The sequence below is a fragment of the Priestia sp. J2 genome (assembly GCF_020790095.1).
In the GTDB taxonomy this organism is placed as follows: Bacteria; Bacillota; Bacilli; order Bacillales; family Bacillaceae_H; genus Priestia; species Priestia zanthoxyli.
Genome location: NZ_CP086208.1, coordinates 4365039 through 4387669 on the forward strand (window position 1 = coordinate 4365039; position 22631 = coordinate 4387669).

The 22631-nt window shown below is 37.7% G+C and carries 29 protein-coding genes; 7 read left to right on the forward strand and 22 right to left on the reverse strand.

Annotation, left to right across the window (positions count from 1 at the left end; translation table 11 throughout):
- Positions 1 to 20 precede the first annotated feature (20 nt).
- Positions 21 to 287 (forward strand): 30S ribosomal protein S20, encoded by a 267-nt coding sequence (gene rpsT, locus LJY09_RS22615; RefSeq protein WP_013085065.1) that lies wholly within the window; start codon positions 21 to 23, stop codon positions 285 to 287.
- A gap of 34 nt (positions 288 to 321) precedes the next feature.
- Here rpsT and holA read toward each other — a convergent pair whose 3' ends face one another.
- Complete coding sequence (gene holA, locus LJY09_RS22620) at positions 322 to 1338, reverse strand: DNA polymerase III subunit delta (protein WP_228307435.1); 1017 nt, start codon at positions 1336 to 1338, stop codon at positions 322 to 324.
- A 327-nt stretch (positions 1339 to 1665) separates the two neighbouring features.
- Between holA and LJY09_RS22625 the strand changes: the two genes are divergently transcribed.
- Entirely contained in the window at positions 1666 to 1800 is a 135-nt protein-coding gene (locus LJY09_RS22625) for a YqzM family protein (protein WP_013059251.1), read from the forward strand.
- A 57-nt stretch (positions 1801 to 1857) separates the two neighbouring features.
- Here the strand turns inward: LJY09_RS22625 and LJY09_RS22630 are convergent, their stop codons facing one another.
- From LJY09_RS22630 to LJY09_RS22640, 3 genes are all read right to left on the reverse strand, one after another.
- Positions 1858 to 4149, reverse strand: a complete 2292-nt coding sequence (locus LJY09_RS22630; protein WP_228307436.1) for a DNA internalization-related competence protein ComEC/Rec2 — start codon at positions 4147 to 4149, stop codon at positions 1858 to 1860.
- A gap of 68 nt (positions 4150 to 4217) precedes the next feature.
- Positions 4218 to 4784, reverse strand: a complete 567-nt coding sequence (locus LJY09_RS22635) for a ComE operon protein 2 (RefSeq protein WP_028411661.1) — start codon at positions 4782 to 4784, stop codon at positions 4218 to 4220.
- Between the two features lie 90 nt (positions 4785 to 4874).
- Positions 4875 to 5510, reverse strand: a complete 636-nt coding sequence (locus tag LJY09_RS22640) for a helix-hairpin-helix domain-containing protein (protein WP_416339292.1) — start codon at positions 5508 to 5510, stop codon at positions 4875 to 4877.
- Between the two features lie 96 nt (positions 5511 to 5606).
- Between LJY09_RS22640 and comER the strand changes: the two genes are divergently transcribed.
- A complete protein-coding gene (gene comER, locus LJY09_RS22645) occupies positions 5607 to 6437 on the forward strand; it encodes a late competence protein ComER (RefSeq protein WP_099000499.1) in 831 nt (276 codons plus the stop codon).
- Positions 6438 to 6476: 39 nt separating this feature from the next.
- Here the strand turns inward: comER and LJY09_RS22650 are convergent, their stop codons facing one another.
- Genes LJY09_RS22650 through LJY09_RS22685 form a run of 8 tightly spaced genes read right to left on the reverse strand, consistent with a single transcriptional unit; the run spans position 6477 to position 11569 of the window.
- Positions 6477 to 7235, reverse strand: a complete 759-nt coding sequence (locus LJY09_RS22650) for a class I SAM-dependent DNA methyltransferase (protein ID WP_099331297.1) — start codon at positions 7233 to 7235, stop codon at positions 6477 to 6479.
- Entirely contained in the window at positions 7232 to 7585 is a 354-nt protein-coding gene (gene rsfS / locus LJY09_RS22655) for a ribosome silencing factor (protein WP_013085071.1), read from the reverse strand. The genes LJY09_RS22650 and rsfS overlap by 4 nt, the downstream gene beginning before the upstream one ends.
- Positions 7578 to 8150, reverse strand: a complete 573-nt coding sequence (gene yqeK, locus LJY09_RS22660; RefSeq protein ID WP_028411664.1) for a bis(5'-nucleosyl)-tetraphosphatase (symmetrical) YqeK — start codon at positions 8148 to 8150, stop codon at positions 7578 to 7580. Before yqeK ends, rsfS begins: the two co-directional genes overlap by 8 nt.
- Positions 8137 to 8709, reverse strand: coding sequence for a nicotinate-nucleotide adenylyltransferase (locus LJY09_RS22665; RefSeq protein WP_228307797.1), 573 nt, complete (start codon positions 8707 to 8709; stop codon positions 8137 to 8139). Before LJY09_RS22665 ends, yqeK begins: the two co-directional genes overlap by 14 nt.
- A gap of 60 nt (positions 8710 to 8769) precedes the next feature.
- The gene (gene yhbY, locus LJY09_RS22670) at positions 8770 to 9069 is read right to left on the reverse strand and encodes a ribosome assembly RNA-binding protein YhbY (RefSeq protein WP_013059260.1); all 300 of its coding nucleotides are present in this window, start codon (positions 9067 to 9069) and stop codon (positions 8770 to 8772) included.
- Positions 9070 to 9087: 18 nt separating this feature from the next.
- Positions 9088 to 9927: a shikimate dehydrogenase gene (aroE, locus tag LJY09_RS22675; protein WP_228307438.1), complete on the reverse strand. Its 840-nt coding sequence runs from the start codon at positions 9925 to 9927 to the stop codon at positions 9088 to 9090.
- A 19-nt stretch (positions 9928 to 9946) separates the two neighbouring features.
- Positions 9947 to 11053 (reverse strand): ribosome biogenesis GTPase YqeH, encoded by a 1107-nt coding sequence (gene yqeH / locus LJY09_RS22680; protein WP_028411666.1) that lies wholly within the window; start codon positions 11051 to 11053, stop codon positions 9947 to 9949.
- Between the two features lie 3 nt (positions 11054 to 11056).
- Positions 11057 to 11569, reverse strand: coding sequence for a YqeG family HAD IIIA-type phosphatase (locus LJY09_RS22685; RefSeq protein ID WP_013059263.1), 513 nt, complete (start codon positions 11567 to 11569; stop codon positions 11057 to 11059).
- Positions 11570 to 12118: 549 nt separating this feature from the next.
- Between LJY09_RS22685 and LJY09_RS22690 the strand changes: the two genes are divergently transcribed.
- Entirely contained in the window at positions 12119 to 12259 is a 141-nt protein-coding gene (locus LJY09_RS22690) for a sporulation histidine kinase inhibitor Sda (RefSeq protein ID WP_013059264.1), read from the forward strand.
- Between the two features lie 73 nt (positions 12260 to 12332).
- Here LJY09_RS22690 and LJY09_RS22695 read toward each other — a convergent pair whose 3' ends face one another.
- Positions 12333 to 13115 carry a phosphatidylserine decarboxylase gene (locus LJY09_RS22695; RefSeq protein ID WP_028411667.1) on the reverse strand — a complete coding sequence of 261 codons (783 nt, stop codon included), beginning with the start codon at positions 13113 to 13115 and terminating at the stop codon, positions 12333 to 12335.
- Between the two features lie 114 nt (positions 13116 to 13229).
- On the opposite strand from LJY09_RS22695, the gene pssA reads away from it, so the two are divergent.
- Positions 13230 to 13769 carry a CDP-diacylglycerol--serine O-phosphatidyltransferase gene (gene pssA, locus LJY09_RS22700; RefSeq protein WP_013059266.1) on the forward strand — a complete coding sequence of 180 codons (540 nt, stop codon included), beginning with the start codon at positions 13230 to 13232 and terminating at the stop codon, positions 13767 to 13769.
- Positions 13770 to 13944: 175 nt separating this feature from the next.
- Here pssA and LJY09_RS22705 read toward each other — a convergent pair whose 3' ends face one another.
- Entirely contained in the window at positions 13945 to 14094 is a 150-nt protein-coding gene (locus LJY09_RS22705; protein ID WP_014458166.1) for a hypothetical protein, read from the reverse strand.
- A gap of 216 nt (positions 14095 to 14310) precedes the next feature.
- On the opposite strand from LJY09_RS22705, the gene sigK reads away from it, so the two are divergent.
- The gene (gene sigK / locus LJY09_RS22710) at positions 14311 to 15039 is read left to right on the forward strand and encodes an RNA polymerase sporulation sigma factor SigK (RefSeq protein WP_013059268.1); all 729 of its coding nucleotides are present in this window, start codon (positions 14311 to 14313) and stop codon (positions 15037 to 15039) included.
- 170 nt (positions 15040 to 15209) lie between these two features.
- Here sigK and LJY09_RS22715 read toward each other — a convergent pair whose 3' ends face one another.
- From LJY09_RS22715 to LJY09_RS22740, 6 genes are all read right to left on the reverse strand, one after another.
- Positions 15210 to 15350 carry a YrzI family small protein gene (locus LJY09_RS22715; RefSeq protein ID WP_014458165.1) on the reverse strand — a complete coding sequence of 47 codons (141 nt, stop codon included), beginning with the start codon at positions 15348 to 15350 and terminating at the stop codon, positions 15210 to 15212.
- A gap of 389 nt (positions 15351 to 15739) precedes the next feature.
- Positions 15740 to 15970, reverse strand: a complete 231-nt coding sequence (locus LJY09_RS22720; protein WP_028411668.1) for a YrhC family protein — start codon at positions 15968 to 15970, stop codon at positions 15740 to 15742.
- Positions 15971 to 16051: 81 nt separating this feature from the next.
- Positions 16052 to 17185 (reverse strand): bifunctional cystathionine gamma-lyase/homocysteine desulfhydrase, encoded by a 1134-nt coding sequence (locus LJY09_RS22725; RefSeq protein ID WP_028411669.1) that lies wholly within the window; start codon positions 17183 to 17185, stop codon positions 16052 to 16054.
- 1 nt (position 17186) lies between these two features.
- Positions 17187 to 18110: a PLP-dependent cysteine synthase family protein gene (locus LJY09_RS22730; RefSeq protein ID WP_028411670.1), complete on the reverse strand. Its 924-nt coding sequence runs from the start codon at positions 18108 to 18110 to the stop codon at positions 17187 to 17189.
- Positions 18111 to 18253: 143 nt separating this feature from the next.
- The gene (mtnN, locus tag LJY09_RS22735) at positions 18254 to 18949 is read right to left on the reverse strand and encodes a 5'-methylthioadenosine/S-adenosylhomocysteine nucleosidase (protein ID WP_028411671.1); all 696 of its coding nucleotides are present in this window, start codon (positions 18947 to 18949) and stop codon (positions 18254 to 18256) included.
- A 17-nt stretch (positions 18950 to 18966) separates the two neighbouring features.
- Complete coding sequence (locus tag LJY09_RS22740) at positions 18967 to 19608, reverse strand: class I SAM-dependent methyltransferase (RefSeq protein WP_028411672.1); 642 nt, start codon at positions 19606 to 19608, stop codon at positions 18967 to 18969.
- A 138-nt stretch (positions 19609 to 19746) separates the two neighbouring features.
- On the opposite strand from LJY09_RS22740, the gene LJY09_RS22745 reads away from it, so the two are divergent.
- Positions 19747 to 19962, forward strand: coding sequence for a DUF2536 family protein (locus tag LJY09_RS22745; protein ID WP_013085082.1), 216 nt, complete (start codon positions 19747 to 19749; stop codon positions 19960 to 19962).
- A gap of 13 nt (positions 19963 to 19975) precedes the next feature.
- On the opposite strand, the gene LJY09_RS22750 is transcribed toward LJY09_RS22745, so the two are convergent.
- Positions 19976 to 20641 carry a YrrS family protein gene (locus tag LJY09_RS22750; protein ID WP_013059276.1) on the reverse strand — a complete coding sequence of 222 codons (666 nt, stop codon included), beginning with the start codon at positions 20639 to 20641 and terminating at the stop codon, positions 19976 to 19978.
- Between the two features lie 117 nt (positions 20642 to 20758).
- Positions 20759 to 22525 carry a peptidoglycan D,D-transpeptidase FtsI family protein gene (locus LJY09_RS22755; RefSeq protein WP_099331300.1) on the reverse strand — a complete coding sequence of 589 codons (1767 nt, stop codon included), beginning with the start codon at positions 22523 to 22525 and terminating at the stop codon, positions 20759 to 20761.
- Between the last annotated feature and the right edge of the window lie 106 nt (positions 22526 to 22631).

Below are 22631 nucleotides of genomic sequence, written 5' to 3' on the forward strand. Positions count from 1 at the left end.
CATTTCGGGAGGTGAAACGGATGCCAAACATTAAATCAGCTATCAAACGTGTAAAAACTACTGAAGCTCGCCGTGCTCATAACATTCAAGCTAAATCAGCTATGCGTACTGCAATCAAAAACTTTGAAGCTTTAGTTGAAAACAACGATGTAGATAACGCAAAAGCAGCATTTGCTGTTGCTTCTAAAAAATTAGACAAAGCCGCACAATCTGGTCTTATCCACAAAAATGCTGCAGCTCGTCAAAAATCTCGCTTAGCAGTAAAACTTAACGGTTTATCTGCATAATTGAGACAAAAACGATCCCATTAGGATCGTTTTTTTATTGCGCTCTTTTTAATAAAAACAGCTGTAAAATAAGCGCTTTATCCATTCTCCCCGTCTTCATTTCATAATCCGCCTCTGCTAAATCCTTTAAAATTTCTTTAAGCTGCTGTTCCTCAAAACTTCGGCTCTGCTGCAAAGCAATTTTCACACGAAACGGATGAACTTTAATCGTTTGAGCAATTTGCTGCTGACCGTACCCTTGGCTAGACAGCTGCTTCGTATGATAAATTAAACGAAACTGCGTCGCTAACAAAGATAAAATTTTAATAGGCTCTTCGTTGTTACGCAGCAAATCCTGATACATATTTAAAGCGATAGAAACCTTTCGCTGAATAACAGCGTCAATAAGCGTAAATACGTTTTGTTCAAGCGTTTTCGCCACAAGCTTAAGCACCACTTCTTTTGTAATGACTCCTCCTTGTCCAACGTATAACACCATTTTTTCAATTTCGTTTGTCACAAGCGTTACATTAAGCCCCACAAGCTGAATAAGCAGCGTTTCAGCATCTTCATCCATATTCACTCCATCTTTTGAAAGCAAATTATGAATCCACTGCTTCATTTCTTTTTCACCAAATTCGTTCGCTTCGATGTAAGCTGCTTGTTTTTTTAATAATTTTGTTATTTTTTTTCTTTCATCCAGCTTTTCATAAGGGGCTAGAAGAATTAACGTTGAAAAAGACGGGGGCTGTTCGACATATTGCTGAAGTTTTGCCAGATCATGCTCAACTTTATCTTTTGATTTTTCAGCCGTTAAAAATGCTGCATTTTTCGCAACCACTACACGCTTGTCTCCTAAAAAAGGAAGCGTTTCAGCATCTTCTAGAACTTGATCAATCGATGTCTCTTCTAAATCGTATAGGGACAAGTTAAATTCTTTATCTTCTTCATTCAACGTATAGTCGACGATTTTATCTCTAATTTTTTTACTCATAAATGCATTAACCCCGTGTATTAAATAAACGGGGGCGATATTATTTTTGGTAATACTTTTTAAGCTATCAACTGCCAACGTATATACGCTCCTCTTTTTTTATTCATCTATATTGATTATGTATAGTTACTGATAAACAAAATACAATTTCTATCGTAAAGGTGTTATGAGTTTTTGGCAACAATACAAAAGGAATTGTCTTAAAACGACAATTCCTCAGTTTATGATAAACATCAACAATATAAGCCCTAGGTTACTTATTTGTTAATGATTAAACCCTTATCTCTATTTTCTCCTCATGCTCATAAAGTATAGTTGTTAACTGTTGTCAGTTTGTGAAAACGCTTTTAAATTGTCTAGATTTTTAAAAAAAGTTAGATTATACTGTAAACAGGAGGGGTGTTAATGAACCAATTTGAAGAAAGTGTCCAAAGTAAACGCAACGACGCTGTCGATTCTGCCGTAGGATTTGGTGTTTCATTTGGCTTTTTCACTGCCTTATTTGTTATTGCAACTGTGATTCACTACTTGGGTTCGTAAAATTGCTTCAAGGCTGCTTCTTAGCAGTCTTTTTCAGTTCGTTTTTCTTACTATAGACTATGGAAGTTGCTGCGAAAACGTTCCTGACTTTTTTGTAAATTCATACATTACCCCACCATCTTCATCCGTTCGGTAAATATACACCCCGTAGCTTTTCAGAAGCTCTAATATTTCTTGATGAGGATGACCATAACGGTTTTTTTGCCCCGCTGAAACAAGCGCTACTTTAGGGTTTAAATGTTGAACAAACTCTTCTGAAGTTGAGGTTTTACTGCCATGATGACCCACTTTTAATACATCTGCTTTAAGGTTGGGAAAGTCTTTCAATATTTTTTGTTCTCCTTCCTTTTCTAAATCTCCGGTGAATAGCCATCTTAAATTTCCTAACTTAGCGTCTATTACAATTGAGCCGTTGTTGCTCGTTTCTTCGAAACCTGTCGGAGAAATAACCTGAAATAAGACACCTCCTTCTTGCCAGCTATCTCCTTGTTGAACAATTTGAACAGGCACGCTTTGTTTTTGAGCAGCGATCACCAAGCCAGTCTCTACGTCATTTAATTCGGCTTTTTTCCCAAGCACCAGCTCTCCGACAGCCACTTGTGAAAATAAATGCTGTGCCGCCCCTGCGTGATCATAATCGCCGTGTGTAATAATCATTTTATCTACCTTTGTCATTCCTTTTGAATGCAAAAAGGGAACAAGTACGTCTTCTCCCACGTCAAAAGAAGAACGGCGTTTTTGCCATGGTTCTTTTGGAAATGAAACGGTTCCTCCGGTATCGATCATATACACGCCTTTTCGATAAGGAAGCTCAATGATAAGGCAGTCTCCTTGTCCTACATCGACCATTGTGACCGTTCCTTTTGGATTCAAATAAGGATACATACATTGTGCGGCTAACAATGCCGCGAGAAGAAACATATAGCGAACGAAAAATTCCCCTTCTTCGACCGCCACAAATAAAGCATAAATGCATAGGTACATGCCCAAAAACAGCAAAATATGGGGTTTTCCCGTTACGAAATCAGCGGGAATCCACTCAAAAAAATCAAGCAATTTTTCACAAGCAAGTAAAAGAACATGAAGAATTTGCTCCAGCAATTCACTCACTCCCGGCAAGATGATACGAACAAAAAGAATGAGCAAACAAAGAGGTAATACAACAAGAGAAAACAACGGTACAAAAACCATATTTAATGGCAAACTGAGGAGAGATACTCCATAAAAATAGTACAACAATAAAGGAAGTGAACTGACTTGTGCAATCGCTGAAACAGCCATGAGCTGGCTGAAAGAAGAATGAAAACGAGGTAAAATTGTCTGACTCGATAAAATCAAGGCAAAACTAACGGCAAAAGAAAGCTGAAATCCTACATCAAATAAATAGTACGGTTTGAAAAGCAGCATGCTCATAAAAGCAAGGCTGATGCTATCAACCAAAAGAATTTTTCTTTGTATTTTTATCGATATAAGCATCAGCATACTCATAAAAACAGCTCGGACAACTGAAGCGCTGCCACCGGCCAAAACCATGTATACAGGAAGAAGCAAAAGTAAAAGCGTAATGGCTCGCTCGCGCGTTATTCCAATCCGAATGAGCAAATAAAAACACATCGCTGTCAGCAGTCCAACATGAAGACCTGATATGGCAAGCAAGTGTATTAAACCAAATTGCTGATAGCGCTTGATACTCTCTTCTTCGATCCCAGTACGCTCGCCGTAAATTAGTGCCTGCATAAATCCAGCGCCTGGATCCGACATGTTTTGTTGAATATAATTAATTCCTTTTTGACGAATAAAGGTAAGGTACGTAAGTGGAGTTAAGGTGGGGAGCTGGCATTTTGCCAAATCAAGTCTCTTGACGTTAAGCTGCCAATGAATAGACTGATGGTATAAATATTGCTGATAATCAAATGCATGAAGGTTGCGAGCAGATGAAGGAGAAGTTAATTGCCCTGCTAGTTGACAAACTTGATGAATCGTTAGCTTTTCGAGCTGCTGTTTCTCTTCCAGCGTTTTTAGTTTATAAAAAGCCATGACTTCTTCATTTTGAACCGTAAACTTAAAAGTAAGCTTGTCGCCGTCACTATGCGGAACAGATGAAATTTCGCCTGTAAAAGTAGAAGATTCAGCTAAAAGAACCGTTTTGTTATGGTTATTTGCCTCAGCTAATAGGTAGACGCACAAAACGCTCAACAGTGCAGAAGCAATAACCACTTTCCTCGGACATTGTAGCCATTGAAAAATGAAAAGCACGATTAGCAAAAACAGGCTTACAGCGGAATAATTATCATATACATATAAGGCTAGCATCATGCTAAAAGCACAGTAAATATAATATCCTTTCACTTTTAGCTCCTTTCTTCTTAAAAGAAAGAGGCTTCTTACTGTTACCAAGTAAAAAACCTCTTTTACCTTTAATTTGCCGTAAACAAAGCGAGAGCTTCACGCTGTAAATTCATCACTTCTGCTTCGTCAGCTCCGCTTTTTTCTAAACGAGCGAGAACATCCGTTACAAATTGAAGCTTCTCTTTACTTTTTAAGTCAATGATTGCTTCATCAAGTTCAACTTTTGCTGTTTTCACTCCCGCCTGTTCAAATAACTCAACAGCATACGGATGATTTTTGTAATCATTAGCATAATATACTGTTTTAATTCCCGCTTGAATAAGAGCTTTACAGCAGTTTAAACAAGGAAAATGCGTGACGTATACTTCCGCATCTTCTGTCTTCACACCAAACTTAGCACACTGCAAGAGTGCATTCACTTCTGCATGGACAGTTCTTACGCAGTGGCCATCAATTACATAGCAGCCTTCGTCAGCACAATGCACGCCTCCGCTGATCGAACCGTTGTATCCTCCAGCTATAATACGTTTATCACGCACCACTGTAGCTCCAACAGCCAGACGTTCACAAGTGCTTCTTAAAGCTAGCAAATGGCTTTGTGCCATAAAATATTGATCCCATGAAATCCGGTTCATCTCATTCCCTGCCTTTTTATTTAAAACTGAATAATGATACTTTTCTCTTTCATAGTGTAGCGTTTTTTTTCCTTTTTCGTCAATAAGTCTCTACTGTACCGTAATTTGAGTTTTGATTTTTTCTAGCGACTTCTCGCCAATACCTGATACTTTTCCCAAATCCTCTACTGTTTGAAACAAGCCATTTTCCTCTCGATATGAAACGATGGCACTGGCTTTTGAAGGTCCAATGCCATTTAACGTTTGTAGTTCATCAGTGTTCGCTGTATTGATATTAACAAGGGGCTGATCATTTGAAGTTCCTGAGGAAGAAATTGAAGAAACTGGAGATGAAGGGGGGATTTCTTCTCCAGCAGCTGGAATATACACAGCCATTTCATCTTGTAGCTTGCTAGCTAAATTGAGCTGTCTTAAGTCCGCTTCTTTCGTAGCGCCTCCGGCTTGTGCTAGAGCATCTTTTACCCTTGCATCTTTCGGAAGCTGGTATACACCAGGCTTCTGAACAGCTCCTTTAATATCCACCATCACAAACGGGGAATCTTGGCTTGAAATTACTTGATTAGACGACTCTCCTTCTTTTTTTGTAGCAGAAGATTCTGCCTTGATTATATCTGAGGTTTGAAGAGAACTTTCCGGTTTCTCTCCTCCTGTTCGATAGATATAAAAAGCCAATCCAACTGCTAAGCAAATACACCCAATTAGCCATTGTTTTTTTGAAAAAGTCAACTTGTACACTCCTTTGAATTTTGAAGTAACGTCATAAATTCCATTACGTCTTCATAGTGTTTAGAAGAAAAGGCTTTTGAAGGAGGGAATGAATCAGTGAACATAGGGTTTATCGGAACAGGGAACATGGGGAAAATATTAATTGATGCGTTTATTGAATCAAAAGCCGTACGTCCTTCTAAAATTACTATTATGAATCGTACAAAAAAAAGGGCCAAAGAGATTCAACAGCAGCATAAAAAAATTCATGTTGCTGATACAGCTGAAGAAGTTGTTCACGCATCCAAAGTCATTTTTATTTGTGTTAAGCCATTGGATATTCACCCCCTTTTAATACAATTAGAACCACTGCTGACAAAAGATCACTGCATTGTATCCATTACCAGTCCAATTAGCGTAGAACAAATCGAACGCCTCATTCCGAGTCAAGCAGCTAGAATTATCCCTAGCATTACGAATCGGGCATTAGCAGGTGTTTCTCTTTTCACGTTTGGAGAAAGATGTACGCCTTTTTACCAAAATTATTTACATGAATTATTTTCATCTATGTCAAAGCCTGTGGCTATTGATCAAACAATTACCCGCGTATCATCCGATATTGTAAGCTGCGGTCCTGCATTCTTCAGCTTTTTGCTTCAACGCTTTATTGATGCAGCAGTCCAAGAAACAAATATTTCTGCAGAAGAAGCTACCGTCATGGCCAGCGATATGATTATTGGAATGGGAAAACTGTTGGAAAAAGAAATATTTACGCTTCCTACCTTGCAGGATAAAGTATGCGTAAAAGGCGGTGTAACCGGAGAAGGTATTAAAGTTTTAGAAGCTGAACTCGGAGAGATGTTTGTGCACGTATTTCAAAAAACACACGAAAAATTTGACGAAGACATTGAGCTTGTTCACAATCAGTTTGATAGTCTTATTCCATAATTTCTGTAGAAATCCTGCTTTGAAACAAAAAAGAAGCCTCTACTCGGCTTCTTTTTTTTGCGCAGAGAAAAAGATGCGCTCACTGTTTGAAGTAGGCTTACTCATTTTGAAATCTGCACTTACTTCTATATTTATAAAACCAGCTTGGCTCAGCCATGATTGATAATGGTCAATCGACCAAGTGCGCTGAGCATGCACCTCATCAAAACGATGATATGCATCGATTTCTGCATCATAAGCAAAAAACGTAATATCATGCTCTACACGCATGTCTGTATCGTCATAGGTGCAGTTCCAAATATATGACACGTCTTCATCTACATAAGAAAAAGATTGATTTCCAAATACGTCCTTCATCTTATGCACTGAATGAACATCAAATATAAAGAGCCCACCTGGTTTTAAGTGTTTATATACACGTTGAATGGTTTCTTGAACTTCTTTATCACTTTGCAAATAGTTCAAAGAATCACAAAAGATTACTACACAATCAAACTCTTTCAATAACTCAAGTTCCGCCATGTTTTGCTGAAAAAGAGATAGCGTTACCCCTGCTTCTGCTGCCTTCTCTTGAGCTACCATAAGCATATCATCAGACAAATCAACGCCGACTACGGAGAAACCTTCTTTTGCAAATCGAACGGAGAGTTCTCCCGTGCCGCAGGCAAGGTCTAATATACTGTTAGGCTTTGTTTTTGCTTTTGCCACCTGCTGATTAAAAAATTCAGCCCAATCGTCATACGGAACGTCTGCCATTAGCTGATCATATACGTAGGCAAATTCTCCGTACCTGCTCATAGCTGTAGCTCTTCTGAACTTACAAATGGTGCATCTCCCCATAAGCGTTCTAAGTTATAATATCCGCGCTCATCTTTATGGAAAATGTGAACCACAACATCTCCAAGATCAACAAGCACCCACTTAGCCTGCTCAAACCCTTCTAAACGCTTCACAGAAATGCCTTGTTCGTGTGCTTTTTCTTTAATTTCACGAGCAATTGCCTGCACTTGTTTATCTGAGTTACCGTGACAAATAACAAAATAATCTGCCACAAGTGAGATTCCTTCCATATTTAACGCTACGATATCGATTGCTTTTTTATCATCGGCTGCTTCTACAACAAGAGATAGCAATTCACGTTCAGTCATGTGTTTGACCTCCTAAGATTAAATCATTATATGTCATCATCGTATCGGGATAAACGGCCTGATGTTTGGTCATTAAAAAAGAAATAGTATTCTTTAATGATTGAATAAGTGCTGCATTTAAGTCGGTTTTAGCTAACTCCCGCACTTCATCAACACCTGGAAATCTCCTTCCAGGTTCAATATAATCAGCAACGTACACAATTTTTTCAAGTAACGTCATGCCAGGTCTTCCGGATGTATGGTAAGCAATTGCATCCAATACTTCCTTATCCGTAATCCCTACTTCATTTCTCACTAAAAACGCGCCTACTGGAGCATGCCATAATTCGGTATTGTATTCCAATAAAGAAGGGTTCATGTTTTGATCAATAATAATTTGCTTCATCTCTTCCTTTGGACGAAACTTGGCATAGTCATGAAAAATAGCAGCCAGTTCTGCTTTTTTTTCGTCTGCTTCAAAACGTTTAGCTAATTCAATTGCTGTTTCCATTACCCCGACAGTATGAATATAACGACGTTCTGTTAACTGTTTCTTTACGATTTCTAATGCCTCAGTTCGATTCATATAATTGATTCTCCTCGATATATTGTTTAACACCAGCAGGTATAAAATAACGAATGGTTTCTTTCTTTACTACTCGTTCGCGAATAAAGGAAGAGGAGACATCAAACTGCGGAACTTCTACTTCTTTTATCGGGTAAAGGGACGTAATGGTATACCCCGGGCGCTTTACACCTACAAATGTAACCAAATTGACTAATTCATCAATTTCATACCACTTCGGCAAATATTCTACCATATCAGCACCAATGATGAAATGAAACTGATACGTTGGATATTTCTCTGTTAGTATTCTCATCGTATCATATGTATATGAAGGCTCTTTGCGCTCAAATTCAATCGGCTGCAGGGTGAATTGATCATGTTCTTCAATAGCTAGCTTTAGCATTTGTAAACGATGATATGGCTCAATAGGCTCTTTGATTGTTTTATGAGGTGGAATATATGACGGCATGAACCATATCTCATCTAATTTCAAGGCATGCAAAACCTCATTTGCCATCATTAAATGCCCCAAATGAGGCGGATTGAACGTTCCACCTAAAATTCCAATACTCTTCAACAATCCCCGACTCCTTTAATTTACTTCATTTTTAAATAGAGCGGGTTTCCCCGCTCTATTTCATTTCACTTTTGGAAGCATTAACTGCTTATTTTCACGTGATTCTTTATATAACACAATTGTATTTCCAATCACTTGTACAAGCTCTGCTTTTGTTCCTTTTGTTAATCGAGCAGCAACCGTGTCACGATCTTCGTCACAGTTTTGCAGAATGCTTACTTTTAATAATTCTCTTGCTTCTAATGCATCAGCAATTTGACCAATCATATTTTCATTGACTCCACCTTTTCCTACTTGGAAAATTGGATTTAAATGATGTGCTTTTGAACGTAAAAAACGTTTTTGTTTACCTGTTAACATAAAAACCTCCGTTGTATCTTATCTCTTAGTTAGTGTTGAAAGAACAATGTGTTCCATTGCCTCTTCGTCAGGACGGACCTTCGTCCATTTTTCAAATGCAAGTGCACCTTGCAGTACAAACATACCGACACCGTTATGAGTGCCTGCCCCTTTTGCTTCAGCCTCTTTCAAAAGCTTTGTTTTTAAAGGGTTGTAAATAATATCGCTGACTATCGCTTCTTTTTGCAATAAAGTAAGTGCTAAAGGCAGCTCATCAACGTTAGGATACATCCCCACCGAAGTGGTATTAATAATAATATCGAATGTATCTAGTTGTTTTTCCGCATCAGAAATAGACATCGCCGCCGTTTTCGTCGAAAAAGGCAGCTCGTTAGCTAGTACAGCTGCTTTTTCGACGGTACGATTGCATATCGCAATTACATCGGGAGCGTGCTGAGCTGCAATTGTATAAAAAATAGCTTTCGCAGCTCCTCCAGCTCCAATAATTAAAATTCTTTTTTGGGATAAGCCGCCTTCTACTGCTTTGAGTAAAGAAGTCACATACCCCTCTCCGTCGGTATTGTATCCAATATAACGGCCATCTTGATTAACAACTGTATTTACAGCGCCAATTGCCTTTGCTAATGAATCGACTTCATCCAAATGATTCATAATATCAACTTTATACGGAATCGTGACATTAAATCCTTGAATGTTTTTATCTTTTAGCTCTCCAATAGCTGACTCAAAATGAACAGGTTCAATTGGAAAAGCCTCATAATGCGCATCCATGTTCAGACGTTTAAAGGCATCATTTTGCATCAATGGCGATAGTGAATGCCCAAGCGGATAACCAACTAGCCCATATAATGTACTCAAGATTTTTTCCCCTTTTTGTTTAAATTAAAGAATCGCGCACAAATACGCCGACTCCTTTTGGTGCATGCGCCACAACTTTTGAACCTGACTCATTAACCGTCACCCAGCCAAGCCCTGAAAAAACAATATCCGTCTTTTCATTTTTGATTGTAAATTCATGTGCAACAAGTTCAGGAAACTCACTCATTTGCTCTGGGCGCGGCGGCTGAAGCAGTTCACCTGCTTGCTTTTCATACAACTCATCTGCTTTTTCAAGCTTTGTACGATGGATATGCAAATCATTCGATACATAACATGTTAACGACTTGCGGCCTCCCTGTACATAATCTAAGCGCGCCAGTCCTCCAAAGTATAACGTTTGCCCTTCGTTTAGCTGATAAACCTTCGGCTTTATTTCTTTTTTAGGAGAAATTAACTTTAAGTCTCGTTTATCTACATAGTGAGCCATTTGATGATGATTAATAATGCCAGGCGTATCATATAAAGACGCGCCGTTATCAAGCGGGATATCAATCATATCAAGCGTTGTGCCCGGATATTGAGACGTAGTAATAATATCTTTTTCTCCCGTTACTTCTTTAATAATGGCATTAATAAATGTCGATTTACCAACGTTTGTACATCCAACAACATATACATCTTTACCTTCGCGATAATGTTCAATGGCTTCGGCAATTTCTCGAATTCCTTGTCCTTTTTGCGCGCTCATGAGGAACACATCCACTGATTTTAGGCCAAGCTCTTTCGCTTCTCGCTTCATCCAATGAATTAGTTTATTTTTCTTTATAGACTTCGGCAATAAATCTGCTTTATTTCCCACTAAAAGAACCTTATTATTTCCAACAAATCGATGCAAACCAGGTAACCAGCTGCCGTTAAAGTCAAAGATATCTACAACTTTTACAACCAAACCGTCCGTTTGACCAATTCCATTTAAGATTTTTAAAAAATCATCGTCTGTTAAGGAAACATCTTGTACTTCATTATAATGCTTCAAGCGAAAGCATCGCTGGCAAATAATAGCTTCTTTTTCTAATGCTGATTTTGGAGCGTAGCCAAGTTCATTCGGTCGTTCTGTTTGAATCTCCACTCCGCATCCTACGCACTGTATTTTTTCTTCACTCACGTTTTAATCCTCCCAGTTAATCATACCTTTTCGTTTCATCCAACCTAAAATTCTTCGTTCCATTTTACGGTTAAATTTCGTTACAAATCCATCTGTTTGCGCAACTGGTACAACCAAAACCGTATATACGCCTAGGCGATTTCCTCCTAATACATCCGTTAAAAGCTGGTCGCCAATGACCACAACCTCATCTTTTTGCAGCTCCATATCACGAAGAGCTCTTCTAAATGCTTTACGCATCGGTTTGCGTGCTTTATATACAAATGGAAGTCCAACTGGATCTGAAAACAGCTTGACTCGTTTCTCCACATTATTCGATACAATCGTAATTTTAATTCCACTATCTTTCATTAACTGAAACCACTCAATTAATTCCGGAGTGGCATCAGGGCGATCCCATTCCACCAACGTGTTATCTAAGTCGGTAATAATTCCTTTTATCCCGCGCTCTTTCAAATCGTCTGGCTTAATTTGAAACACGTTTTTCACATGTTCATTTGGTAAAAAAAGTTTCAACACGTATCATGCACCTCGAATATATAGTTACATACTAAAATTAACGCCGTCTATCATTATAACGACTTCTTGTTATTTTCCAACCTAAAATTTTATTCTCTTCAAAAACAGGTCTTTTCTTAGTATAAAGGATATGCCTTGTGAATGCTTTAACTTTATACAGAAAGTTATTGACAAAAGGCAGTAAACCTCCATTTGTTCGTGAGCTTACGATATATTTACCCACTGCAAACTTAAAATAAAAAATAGTGCAGAAAACGTTTATTACTTATCAAATAGGGTAAGTGGTAAACAAATTCTGTTAAAAGTTTTCGACAAAAAATGATAACCCCAACTATGTGGATAAGGTTATACACATTATCCTCTGTTATAGTTCAGCAATTAATGGTAATTATAAACAACATACCCACATTTTATCCACCGAAAGCTGTGGATAACAGAACGATTGTTCCTTTATTTGATTCATGTTAGATTATAAATAAGGAATTTATTAGCATTTAAATATAACTTTTTAGGATATTTATTTTAGTAGGAGGTGGCGGCAATCTTATGAGAAAATTATCAGATGAGCTGCTTATTGAGTCATACAGCAAAGCAACCGAACTGCAATTAAGCCCTGATTTTATAAAATTAATTGAAGAGGAAATTGAAAGAAGATCATTAAAGATTAGCATACAAATTCCTTCTTAACGAATAAAAGAGCCTTCTTAATAAAAGAAAGCTGCATCTTCATTTATCTATCTACTCTTTTATTATATAGGCTCTATTTTTTCAAATGAGCAATTGGTTCTCCACATTTTACGTAAGAACCTGAGTGGACGTTAGAATCAAAAGTGATTGAGTTCTTCTCAAATAATAAAATGACAGTCGAGCCAAACGTGAAGTAAGCCATTTCTTCCCCTTTTTCGACTACTTCTTTTTTAGAAACCGCTTCAATGCTGTTTATAAACATGGCTCCTACTTTTACCATCAGCATGTGACCATTTTCAAATGTTAACTCCGTGAGCTTCCGGAAATTTTTCACAAGCGGTTCTTTCCCATACTTGATTCCTAATGAATTTACTGGATAAGACTTTTGTCCAACGGTCCACGTATTCCCTACTTGTGCTTTAAGAGGACTGTGAATGCGATGATAGTCTTTTGGACTAAGATAGAGGATGATAAACTGTCCTTCTATATATTTTTCAAGAATGAGATCATTTGAAACCATTTCCTGTATAGAATAAGGTTTGTTTTTTACAATCATTTCTTTTTGAGGCGTAATGACTCCATATGCTTCTATCTTTGCATCTACAGGACTGACAACGCTGTCTTTCTGCTGATCGACCGGACGGGCAGAAGGCTTCAAACGACGAATAAATAGCTCGTGTAAGTTTTGATAATGATGCAGAGGCTTGTCCATTTCTTCTTTATTTACTTTAAAAACTTTTGTATAGGAGGGTATAATAAACCGACTCCATTTAGAGAAAGTGAATTTTCGAATGAGCTTCGATGATCCCTGGTGATTCGTAAGCTCAATAAACGTTCGATACAGGTGCTGCAACAATAATTTTACCTCCACATACTGAATAGTTCTTTACTAGAATAAGGTTTGCGTCTACAATGAAATTACCATTATTTTTACCTTTAGTTCATTCCATCCTTTAAAGGAGTGAGGAAATTGTTTTTATTAGACTATCTAGATCATACAATTAAAAAGCTGAGATCCCAAGCGGCAAACTCCTTAACGATTGTTAATTTAAGTTTAGGAAGCTTTGCTATTTTATTTGTCATGAAAAATGAATTGAACTTAAGTTTATTACTAATTTTTTTAGCAGCGTTAGCAGACCGATTCGACGGCATGGTAGCCAGAAAGCTGCAAATTGAATCTGAACTTGGAAAACAACTGGACTCCATGTGCGATATTATATCATTTGGCATCGCTCCAGCTCTACTACTTTATCAAAGTATTTTATCTCACTTTGGTGCTGCAGGTTCAATTGTTACCATCTGTTACATTGCTTGCGGAGCACTTCGTCTTGCCCGCTTTAACATCACAGAAAATACTGGGTATTTTACAGGGCTCCCTATTACCGCAGCAGGTTGTTTATTAACTCTTAGCTACTTGGGCGTCCCTTATTTGCCTTCACACTTTTATATGTTTTTAATTATCGTACTCGCTTGCTTGATGATTAGTACGTTCAAGCTAAAAAAAGTATAGAGCTCCATTTACTTTTACAAAGGAATATTATCATCTTGCTTCTTTTCTTAATTATAGAATAAATCATCTTCTTTAAGAAACAAAGCGAAAATTCCTTAAGAATTCTTAAAAATGAATGGTTCTATTCGGTAGGATATGTCATCTAAAAAAACTCATGCACATGCATGAGTTTTTTTTAACACCAGCAGCTAAAAAACCAATAGAAGCTTCCGAAAATTAATAACAGAACAAATAGAACAATCAACAATCCAAGTCCCCAGCCGAACCCTCCTCCGCATGGGTAAGCTGGATAATTAGGATAACAGCAGCCTCCGTAACCGTACATACTCTCCCTCCTTACACTATGAACTACTACTAGCGTATGTACATACTTTTTCTCTGTATAGGCTGGTAACTATCTCTAAAGAAAAATCTGTGGACTTTTTCAAACTCTCTTGTCCCTGGGGGGAATTTTAAACGTACAGGCAAAGACATCCTTCTTTTTACATATAGTGTAATGTTAGTCTCTCACAGGTTGATATCCCCTTATGGAGGTGAAGAGATGTCTGCATTATTTACCGCACTAGGCTATTTCTTTAAAGAATTGGTTTTCCTTGTTTCCTACGTAAAAAACAATGCGTTTCCTCAACCCTTGTCTGCTGCTGAAGAAAAGAGATATTTATCTTTAATGGAACAAGGAGATCAAGAAGCGCGAAACCTTCTTATTGAACACAATCTCCGACTCGTTGCGCATATTGTTAAAAAGTTTGAAAACACGGGAGAGGATGCGGAAGATTTAATTTCAATTGGGACAATCGGTTTAATTAAAGCAATCGAAAGTTATTCGCAAGGAAAAGGAACAAAATTAGCTACTTATGCCGCACGCTGTATTGAAAATGAAATATTGATGCACTTGCGAGCGCTCAAAAAAACAAAAAAAGATGTGTCGCTGCATGATCCAATTGGCCAGGATAAAGAAGGAAATGAAATCAGTTTGATTGATGTATTAAAATCAGAATCAGACGATGTAATTGATATGATTCAACTAAATATGGAATTAGAAAAAATAAAAGAATATATCGATATCCTCGATGATCGAGAAAAAGAAGTAATTGTTGGCCGCTTCGGTTTGGATTTGCAGGATGAAAAAACCCAGCGAGAAATTGCAAAGGAATTAAATATTTCAAGAAGTTATGTTTCGCGAATTGAAAAGCGAGCGCTGATGAAAATGTTTCACGAATTTTACAGAGCCGAAAAAGAGAAAAAAAAGAGCGGAAAGAAGGAGAATTAATCCTTCTTTCCGCTCTTTTTTTAAAATAATTTCCAAATGATAATCCGCAGCAAACACATCATTACTCCCCCTACTAGTCATTTAGGTGGAATCTTTCTCCACAAGCAGCCATACAACGATATATCCTTTTTGATTAATCATCATTCATACACTCCTTTCCACTATTCAAATTAGAAATGACGATAAAATTCATACTTGCGGTCTTTTATTTCTTCTTCTAATTGTCTTACATACTGTTCATGCTTAATTTCTTCCTCTGAGTATTGACGGGACTTTATGGTAATAGTTAAAAAGAAAATATTCAGTGTCATTCCAATCACCTCCTTATACAAAAAAAACCACAGTTATGCATAAGCATCCTGTGGCTGAAAGACAATAAAAACCACAGGGCTACTATTCGCACCTGTGGTGAATTAACGTGTTTTAACGATCAAGGTAAGAAAGTTACTTGATACAGGAACACGGCCGAATAGTATACATATATAGACGATTTTTGAACATAGCCCAAACTGAATGATCCATACCTGATAAACGTCTTAACATATGACTCGACCTCCTTTTAATAAAGTATTTTCCTTACAATGGTAATTATATCCACGAACTTATAAAAAGTAAACTGTTTTTTTGAAAAATAGGGAATTTTTTTATTTTTTTAACCCTCATAAAAAAAAGACGATGGATCATCGCCTTTTTGTATCTATTATTCTTTTTCTTTCATTAATTCTTTTTTTAGTTTTTTAGTTTGATAACTAAAATAAAAAGCAAGGGCGGTAAAAAGAATAACGATCGCTTCCATTATTCCAAGCTGCATATCACTTTTTTCACCTTGGCCAATCATAACACCAATATACAAGAATGTACTTACGGCTAGAAGGACGTAAATAAAGCGGCTGTAATCTTCAATTTTTGCTTTGATGTGTTGAGCTTTCATACAATCACCTTCTCAGTAGAATGTTATAACTCTACTCTATCATAGATCTATAGGTCTATAAAAATCCTATTTTTACCACCTTTATTCCAATGCTCTTTCTAAGTCTTCAATTAAATCTTCTACATCTTCAAGACCTACAGAAATACGAATTAATCCATCTGTAATTCCTAGCTCTTTACGTCGGTCGCTCGGTATAGAAGCATGAGTCATTTTAGAAGGAATGGAAATGAGGCTTTCGATGGCTCCTAAACTTTCTGCTAATGTAAAATACTTCACTTTGCTCAGTACTTCTTCCGCTTTCTCTTCGCTTCCCACATCAAACGAAACCATTCCCCCAAAACCTCTTGCTTGCTTTTTAGCAATGAGGTGGTTTGGGTGGGTTTTTAATCCTGGATAATATACTTTTGCCACAGCAGGATGGGCAAGTAAAAATTCTACTATTTTCCCCGTGTTGAATTCATGTTCTTCCATTCGTATTCCTAATGTTTTAATCCCTCTCATTAAAAGCCAAGAATCCTGAGGTCCTAAAATGCCTCCAGTCGCATTTTGAATAAAATGAAGGTCTTCAGCTAATTTAGGCGAATTCACCACTGCTAGCCCTGCTACAACGTCACTGTGTCCCCCTAAATACTTAGTTGCACTGTGCAGAACAATATCTGCGCCTTTTTCGATAGGATTTTGCCAATACGGCGTACTGAATGTGTTGTCAACGATGGTAAGTAAATGGTGTTGTTTAGCTACTGAAGAAGCATGCTGCAAGTCAGTAATTTTTAGAAGAGGATTCGTTGGAGTTTCAATAAAAATGGCTTTTGTGTTAGGGCGAATTTCTTTCTCGATATTTTGGATATCGCTTGTATCAATAAAAGTAGCCTCAATGCCGATACGGCTTAGTACCTTTGTGATCACTCGATACGTTCCTCCGTATACGTCATCTGTAATTAACACATGATCTCCGCTGTTAAACAGCATGAACACGGCAGTAGTAGCGGCCATACCAGATCCAAACGCAAACCCAGCATATCCTCCTTCAATTTCTTTGATAAGTTCTTCTAGGGCATGACGTGTAGGGTTACCGGTTCTCGAATACTCATATCCCGTATGTTTTCCCGCTCCCTCTTGTTTATAAGTACTCACTTGATAAATAGGAACAGAGACAGCACCCGTCTGTTCATCGCCAACAATTCCACCATGAATCAACTGTGTTTTACGTTTCATCTTATCTTCCTCCACTGTAAATATTTTTACTTAAGTACCGTTCACTGCTATCCGGAAAAATCGTGACGATATGAGCCCCTTTTTCTGCATTTTTTGCTTCGATCAGGGCTGCTTCAAAGGCTGCTCCTGAAGAGCTACCTACTAGTAACCCCTCTTTTAAAGCCAGCTCTTTCACTCTTTGAAAAGCATAAACATCTTCAACAGTATGAATAGCATTAAAATAAGATCGCTCCATATAATCAGGGATGAACTCCATTCCAATTCCTTCAGTTAAGTGAGGACCGGATTTCCCCCCGTTTAAAATTGAACCTTCTGGCTCCACGATGACTGTTTTTAGAGAAGGATTTTTTTCTTTCAAAAATTTCGCTGTACCCATAAATGTCCCCCCTGTACCTGCTCCAGCTACAAACACGTCAACTTTTCCATCAAGCTGTTCATATATTTCTGGCCCTAAGGTTTTATAATAAGTCATAGGGTTGGCCGGATTAGCAAACTGTTGAGGACAATAAGAACCAGGGATTTCACGCAGCAGCTCTTGAGCTTTGTTTATAGCACCTTTCATACCTGCTTCAGTAGGCGTTTGAACCACCGTTGCCCCCAAAGCCTTCATAAGCTGCTGTTTTTCAATACTGAATTTTTCTGGAACACATAGTATGACGTTTATTTCGTACTGAAGAGCAGCTAAAGCCAGCCCGATCCCCGTATTCCCAGCAGTAGGCTCAACCAGCGTTCCGCCTCGCTTCAGTCTTCCAGAGCCAAGAGCTTCTTGCAGCAGTTCTTTTCCTAAACGATCTTTTACACTTCCTCCTGGATTAACATATTCCAGCTTGGCAAATATCCTGATTTCCCTAGGTAAATCAAATTGTGTAATCTCAATCATAGGTGTGTTTCCAATCAATTCATGAACGTTTTTGACTACCTTCATAATCTTGAACACCTCCCTATCGAAATAATATAACTTAACCTATAAATAAAGTAGGAATTAAGATGAAAATATAGTCTACACCCCATGTTATGACAAACGATGCAGAGTGTAGACGAAAACAAACTCTATATTTTATGAACAGCTTATTTTAATTTTGTAATAAAATTCAATACTAATTTTGTTGAATTAACAGCTGCTTTTTCTAAAAATTGCTCAAAAGAAACATTTGATTCTTTGCCGGCGATGTCAGAAAGAGCACGAAGAATAACAAACGGTACGCCAAATTGATAGCATACTTGAGCAACAGCCGCTGCTTCCATTTCAGCTGCATAAAGGTCTGGAAACTTAGAGCGAACAAACTCTACGCGCACAGGATCGTTCATGAACGAATCTCCTGTAGCAATTAATCCTTTTACAATTTTCATATCCGTTACTTCAAGAGCGCTTTCTTCAGCAAGACGAACTAGTTTTTCATCTGCTTTAAAAGCTGCAGGCAAGTTTGGCACTTGACCGTATTCATAGTTGAATACCGTTACATCTACATCATGATGACGAACTTCTGTTGAAATAACCGCATCCCCTACGTTTAACTCTGGATGGAAACCGCCTGCTGATCCTGTGTTAATAACGTAATCAGGTTTGAACTTCTCTAGTAAGATGGCTGTAGATAACGCCGCATTTACTTTTCCAATACCTGATTTTAATAATACAACCTCCACGCCGCTGATTGTTCCTGTTGAGTATTCACATCCTGCGATTACTGTTTCTTGACGATTCTCAATTTTATCGCGTAAAATCGTCACTTCTTCTTCCATTGCTCCAATGATTGCTACTTTCATTTTAAAACCTCTTTCTACTATTGTTTCGTTGCCTCCAATACCCACACAAAGTGATTAAATTGTGTAAAGGTTATGTGAAAACCATTGCTTTCAAAGATTTGCTTTAAGACAGGGATCGTTGTATAGTATTCCCTCTCTAGATCTTCTGCTAGTTGCGTATACCCTTTTTGTTTTGCCTGAACAATGGTATCAGCAAATGAATCCGCTGTTTCAAACATTGTATCGGCAAACACTATTTTACCACCGGTTTGAAGTAACTTTCCATAGTTTATCACAGCTTCTTCTTTTTCTTTATCTGTTAAATGATGAAATGCATACGTACTAACTAAGCTCTCTGCTGGAAACAACGATGTATCAAACTGTAAAAAGTCTCCCGGTGTGACTAAAACATCTGCTCCTAATTTCTGGTGTGCCAATTGTCTCATTGGCACTGACGGCTCAATTCCTACTACCGTAAGTTCTTTTTCTAAAAGTTTTTTTGTTAAGTTTCCAGTCCCTGTTCCAAATTCGATCACATGCCCTATTGAACGATTTGCTACATACTCTAAGATTTCATTATAATTGCGAAACACTTCTTTATACTGTTCATCTTTCCCGCTTACCGATGCATCATACTCATTCGCCCACTTTTCAAAGATATCTAAAAACTCTAGACCCATAAAAAACGCCTCCTTATAACTAATAATTCTTATGGATATAGTATGTTTTTAGCTATCGTTTGTTCTTCATTTACAAATATTTTAAGCTTTTAACTTTCTATTTGCTATACTATAGTAATGAGGTAAGGAGGTCGTAAGATGAATTTTGAATTTGAAATGATTGAAGATAAAATAGAATTTTTTGAAGCGCCTGATGTTAAAATGCTTGAGAAACAAATTGCGGAAAAAATTGATCAAAATAAAGCGATTTTGCTTGAGGTGCACAGCGTATCTCATCAAATGTCTGTGGACTATGAACAAGGTAAAAAACTGTACTCTGCAGTTGTTCATTTCAAATTAAAAAAGCAGCGCTAGCGCGCTGCTTTTCTTATTGAAGCTTATCCACTACTGCGGGCTTCCAGCCTTCTCCATCTACCCATTCAATTTGAACGCGGTATTTTGTTGATGAGTTGCCTTTAGGACTAACCGTAGCTACGGCTTTACCTACGCCACCGTTATTCCCTAAACGCCATACGGTCATATTGCTTGGGCTAATGCCTGATCCTTCGCCTACAGCTTTTAGCATTTCGTTCCAATCCGTTGATCCTTTTTTATAAGTTGCTGCAGGTGCATCTTGTGACGTACCTACTGAATCCCATGAAGGATCTACCTTGCGTTCTGCCACGCCAGGCTCTGGATTTTTCTCTACTTCAGCCTGTGAATCTGAGTCATTTGATTCTTCATCTGTTGCTTGATCATCTTCAGAGCTTTGGTCATCTTCAGAACTTTGATCGTCCGTTGCTTGATCATCTGTTGCTTGATCATCTTTCGAAGAATCATCGTCTTTTTTAGCCGTCTTGTCCGTTTTTTGGTCATTTGTTTGCGGATTGTTTTGAGTTGTTTCCGCTTGGTTATCCGATTTATCCTTGTTTCCAAGAATCATCGTACCACCGACAAATACAATTAAAACTGCTACGACAGCAATTAACAGATTATATAATCGGTTTACTTTTTTTTCTTTGTTTTCGTGTCTTGAAGAACGATTGTTATTCATTGCTACAATTTCCTCCAACTTTTATAATGCTTTATTCTAACATGTGTTTTCTTATACATGAAGCATCAAAATTTATTTGAAGTATATTTGTAATATTTTTTACAAATTCTTCTTGTTTTAACGTGTATTTAAGTCATACATCCCTTTAACAATATCATAAAATACGCTGTTTGTGGGAGATATCGCACTTTTTGTATTTAAATCCACCACTACCATTGCATATTTTGGATCATCTGCAGGAAAGTAACCGGCGAACCATTTATTGACGATATCGGCTTTCACATTGATTTCAGCAGTTCCTGATTTTCCTGCCACTTCATAAGGAAGCGTTTGAAATCTTCTTCCTGTTCCTTTTTCGCTCTGTACAACGCCTTTTAAAAGCTGCTGCATAGAAGCAGCTGTGGCTTCATTAATCGTATCTCCTTTTAGCTCATGCTCTTTAAACGTATACAGTGACGTGTTGTTTTTATAGTCCAGCGCATCTACCCCTTTTACCTGCTTCTTTTCTCCTCCGCGTGCAATTGTCGCCATCATATTTGCTACTGCAAGCGGAGTCACTTTTACGTCAAGCTGTCCAATTGCTGTTTGCGCTACAGCATTTGGTACTTTTTTTTCTCTATCATTTGTCCAAACTCTTCCCGATTTTTCTCCTAAAAACTGCTTAAAATGTTCAAAGTGAAACACATCACCCGTCCATCCTACAGGCTGAAGAAGCCCTAACTTATCAGCATATTGTTCAATGATATCCGGATTAGATATTATCATTTCTTTTGCTAGCTGGGCAAACGTTGCATTACAACTTTGCGCAAAGCTTTCTTCAAACGTCAGCTGCCCTTTTTGATGATCTTCTTCTACATTATTGCCATAAATACTTTTATCGCAGTTATAGGTAAAAGAAGGCTGAATTTTATTTTGTTCAAGCGCTGCAGCTGCTGTTACGGTTTTAAATATAGATCCAGGAGTTTGCGGCGTCAGCAAACGATTTTCTACGCTGTCTGAACCGTTTTGCTTTTTAAATGGATCTTTCTTATTAATTGAAGGCCTGCTGGCCATCGCAATTACTTTATTGTTTTTTATATCAATTAAGACGGCTCCTCCGTCTTTTAACTTATAATGATTCAATGTATTCTCCACTAGCTCCTGAGCAGACAAATCAAGCGTCGTACGCACACTGACTGGATAATAAGGGTTAGCTGTGCCCGTATATTTTACATCGATGCCAAACATAGGCCCACCTAGTCGATCAACATGATAAAGGAGCTTAGACTCTTGTTCAGGCAGCAAAAACTCGTCAAAAGCCCTCTGCATCCCTGAGATACCTACAGGCGTAGTTGATTTAATAGCTCCATTTTTCAATTTATCACTGTACTTCTCTTCAATTATTTGTTTGCTTTGTGCTTCTAGTCCGATTAAATGTTCAGCAAGAGGAACTGGACGCTCATCTTTTAGAGGAATTCCAAACACGCCAGGTACCTTTAATGCATTTATTTTTTCGACTTGTGCATGGGATAATTCTTTTGTAATAACAACCGGTGTTTTAGCATTCGCTAGTCTGTTCGTTAATTCCTGTGGTTGCATTCCCACAATTTCGCTTACTTGCTGAACGGGCCACTTCATTTTTTCTAAAAATGGAAACAGGACTAAGCGATTATGCGTGATAGATGTTAAAGACTGTCCATTTTTATCTTCGAATTTCCCTCGTCCGTCGTCTACCACCATTTCCTGCGTACGCTGTTTTACGCTTCCTTCAATTAAGTTAATATTTTTATCAGTAAAAGATTCTGTGCTGACAAGCTGGAGTTGAACAAGCCGTGCTCCCAGTCCACTAATTAATAATAAAATAAAAATAAGAGTAATATAAATTCGCTTGTGAATTATTTTCATGACTACACCTCACTCTTTACAAGTGTCGACGTTGCCATTACTTTTAAAACCATTATCTTAAGAAATATTCATTCTTTTTTTCATTCCATAAAAAAACTTGCTGATT